A 3,063-nucleotide genomic window follows, 5' to 3' on the forward strand; every position below is an offset into this window, starting at 1 on the left:
GTCGGCGGTGCCGGAGCGGGCGCGCGACAGCACGGCCTCGAGCGGCCGGGTCCCGAACGGGGCACGCCCGGTCGCGGCGAACGCGAGGACGGCGGCCCAGCCCCAGTAGTCGCTCGCCGCGGTGGGCTCGTCGCCGTCGAGCAGCTCGGGTGCGAGGTAGCCGGGCGTGCCGATGACCAGGCCGTCCGACGTGAGCGGCGCGTCGCCGGCCGCCTGCGCGATGCCGAAGTCGATGAGCACGGGCCCGTCGTCGGTCACGAGCACGTTCGCGGGCTTGAGGTCGCGGTGCACGACTCCGGCGCCGTGCACGGCCGCGAGCGCAGCCCGCAGCCCTTCGGCGAGGTCGAGCAGGTCCTGCGCGTCGAGCGGCCCGCGCTCGCGCACGTGCTCCTCGAGCGTGTCGCCGTCGACGAGCTCGGTCACGAGGAACGCCTCGGTCGAGTCGGCCTCGGCGTCGAGGATCGCGGCGACGCCCGGGTGCCGGAGCTTCTGGAGCGCGCGGACCTCGCGGCGCAACCGGTCGCGTGCGACGGCGTCGGAGCCGAGCTGCGGGTGCAGCAGCTTGAGCGCGACGGCCGTGCCGCCGCCGTCGACGGCCCGGTACACGGTCCCCATGCCGCCCGAGCCGAGCGGCGCGACGATGCGGTACCCCCCGATGTCCGACCCCGGCGTCAGACCGATCCGCTCCATGCCCCGCAACCTAGCCCGCGCCGCGGACGGGCGTCCCCCAACGCGCGGGTGACGTGTGACGCGCGTCGCGTCGGCCCGTGACCAGGGGCGCTCACCTGGCCCGACGGCTAGGGTCGACGCAGACCCGAGGAGTTGATCTCGTTGCCTTCCGACGTGCCTGACGCCGGCTACGACCTGCTCGTCGTCGCGAACCGTCTCCCCGTGGACGTCGCGCTGGGGGACGACGGCGAGCCCACCTGGACCCGCTCACCCGGCGGTCTCGTGACCGCCCTGGCGCCCGTGATGTCCGGCGCCGACGGCGCGTGGATCGGCTGGGGCGGCTCGCCCGACCTCGAGCTCGAGCCGTTCGAGGTCGACGGCACGCAGCTCGTGCCCGTGACGCTGAGCCAGGCCGACGTCGAGCGGTACTACGAGGGCTTCGCGAACGACACGCTGTGGCCGCTGTACCACGACGTCATCGCGCCGCCGACGTTCCACCGGCAGTGGTGGGACGCCTACCAGCGCGTGAACAAGCGGTTCGCCGAGGCCGCCGCGAAGGCCGCGTCGAAGGGCGCGACGGTGTGGGTGCACGACTACCAGCTGCAGCTCGTTCCGAAGATGCTGCGCGAGCTGCGCCCGGACCTGCGGATCGGCTACTTCCACCACATCCCGTTCCCGCCGCTCGAGATCTTCGCGCAGCTCCCGTGGCGCCGGCAGGTCGTCGAAGGGCTGCTCGGTGCGGACCTGGTCGGCTTCCAGCGCGCCGGCGACGCGGCGAACTTCGTGCGGATCGTGCGGCGCCTGACGGACCTCACGACGCGCGGCCAGGTGGTCACGCTCATGAAGCACGGCCGCGTCGACCGGCACGTGCGCGCGGCCGCGTTCCCCATCTCGATCGACTCGCACGCGTTCGACGACCTGGCCCGCAGCCACGACGTGCAGATGCGCGCCAAGCAGCTCCGGCACGAGCTCGGCGACCCGAAGGTCGTGCTGCTCGGCGTCGACCGGCTCGACTACACCAAGGGTATCCGGCACCGCATCAAGGCGTACGGCGAGCTCATCGAGGACGGCCGGCTGTCGTCGCAGGACACCGTGCTCATCCAGGTCGCGAGCCCGAGCCGGGAGAACGTGGGCGCGTACCAGCAGCTGCGCGACGAGGTCGAGCTGCTCGTCGGGCGCATCAACGGCGACTTCGGCCAGGTGGGCCACCAGCCCGTGCAGTACCTGCACCAGTCGTTCCCGATGGAGGAGATGGCGGCCCTGTACCTCGCGGCCGACGTCATGCTCGTCACCGCGCTGCGGGACGGCATGAACCTCGTCGCGAAAGAGTACGTCGCGGCCCGCTCCGACGACCGCGGCGCGCTGGTCCTCTCGGAGTTCACGGGAGCCGCCGACGAGCTGCAGGGCGCGGTCCTGGTGAACCCGCACGACATCGACGGCATGAAGGACGCGATCACGTACGCCGTGCACATGGACCAGCGGGAGGCGCGCAAGCGCATGCGCCGCCTGCGTCGCCGCGTGCTCGGCCACGACGTGACCGCCTGGTCGAAGGAGTTCCTCGCGGTGCTGACGGCGATCCCCGCCCGGACGGACCATGTCTGACGGCCCCGCGGACGCCGCGGCCCTGCGCGACCTGCTCACCGGTCTCGCCGCCGACCCCGCGTCCCGACCGCTGCTCGTCGCGCTCGACTTCGACGGCACCCTCGCACCCCTGCAGGACGACCCGCAGGCGTCGCGGATCCTGCCCGACGGCGTCGAGGCGCTCACCCGGCTCGCGGCGGCCGAGGGCGTCGCGCTCGCGCTCGTGTCCGGCCGGGCGATGAACGACCTGCACGCGCTCGCGGAGGTCCCGCCCGGCACGTACCTGGTCGGCAGCCACGGCGCCGAGCGGGCGCGCGTCACGCGGTACGGGCTCGACCGCGACGTCGTGCAGCTCACCGACGAGCAGGCGGACCGGCTCGCGGCGCTCGGCGCGGAGGCCGCCCAGGTCGCGCGCGGACGCGACGGTGTGTGGGTCGAGACGAAGCCGACCGCCGTCGTCGTGCACACCCGCCTGGCCGAGCCGGAGGTGGCCGAGCCCGCCGAGACGGAGGCGATCGCGCTCGGCGAGCGGCTCGGGTCCGGGGTCCTGCACGGCAAGGACGTCGTCGAGATCTCCGTGCTGCGGGCCAGCAAGGGCGAGGCGCTGACCGCGCTGCGCGACGAGCTCGGTGCGCCGGTCGTGCTCTACGCGGGCGACGACGTGACCGACGAGCACGCGTTCGCGGCGCTCGGAGAGCGCGACGTCACCGTGAAGGTCGGGCCGGGCGACACGTCCGCGCGGTTCCGCGTGGAGGACCCGCACGCCGCGGTCGACGCGCTCGCCGACCTCGCGGCGCGGCTGCACGTCTGACC

General features: G+C 73.9%; 3 protein-coding genes. 2 read left to right on the forward strand and 1 reads right to left on the reverse strand.

Translation table 11 applies throughout. The annotated features are described in order from the left end of the window. A partial coding sequence (locus tag HGA02_RS14585) for a serine/threonine-protein kinase (protein ID WP_168679712.1) occupies positions 1–690 on the reverse strand: 690 nt, incomplete at its 3' end. Positions 691–843: 153 nt separating this feature from the next. On the opposite strand from HGA02_RS14585, the gene HGA02_RS14590 reads away from it, so the two are divergent. Both HGA02_RS14590 and otsB read left to right on the forward strand, forming a co-directional pair. Continuing rightward, entirely contained in the window at positions 844–2,271 is a 1,428-nt protein-coding gene (locus HGA02_RS14590; protein ID WP_343035493.1) for an alpha,alpha-trehalose-phosphate synthase (UDP-forming), read from the forward strand. Next, the gene (gene otsB, locus HGA02_RS14595) at positions 2,264–3,061 is read left to right on the forward strand and encodes a trehalose-phosphatase (RefSeq protein WP_168679716.1); all 798 of its coding nucleotides are present in this window, start codon (positions 2,264–2,266) and stop codon (positions 3,059–3,061) included. The genes HGA02_RS14590 and otsB overlap by 8 nt, the downstream gene beginning before the upstream one ends. Positions 3,062–3,063 lie beyond the last annotated feature (2 nt).

The organism is Cellulomonas septica, from assembly GCF_012396155.1.
GTDB classification, from domain to species: Bacteria; Actinomycetota; Actinomycetes; order Actinomycetales; family Cellulomonadaceae; genus Cellulomonas; species Cellulomonas septica.

Excerpts from the sequence above, each read along its gene's own strand:
- otsB (WP_168679716.1), top strand. The coding sequence starts at position 2,264 with ATGTCTGACGGCCCCGCGGACGCCGCGGCCCTGCGCGACCTGCTCACC.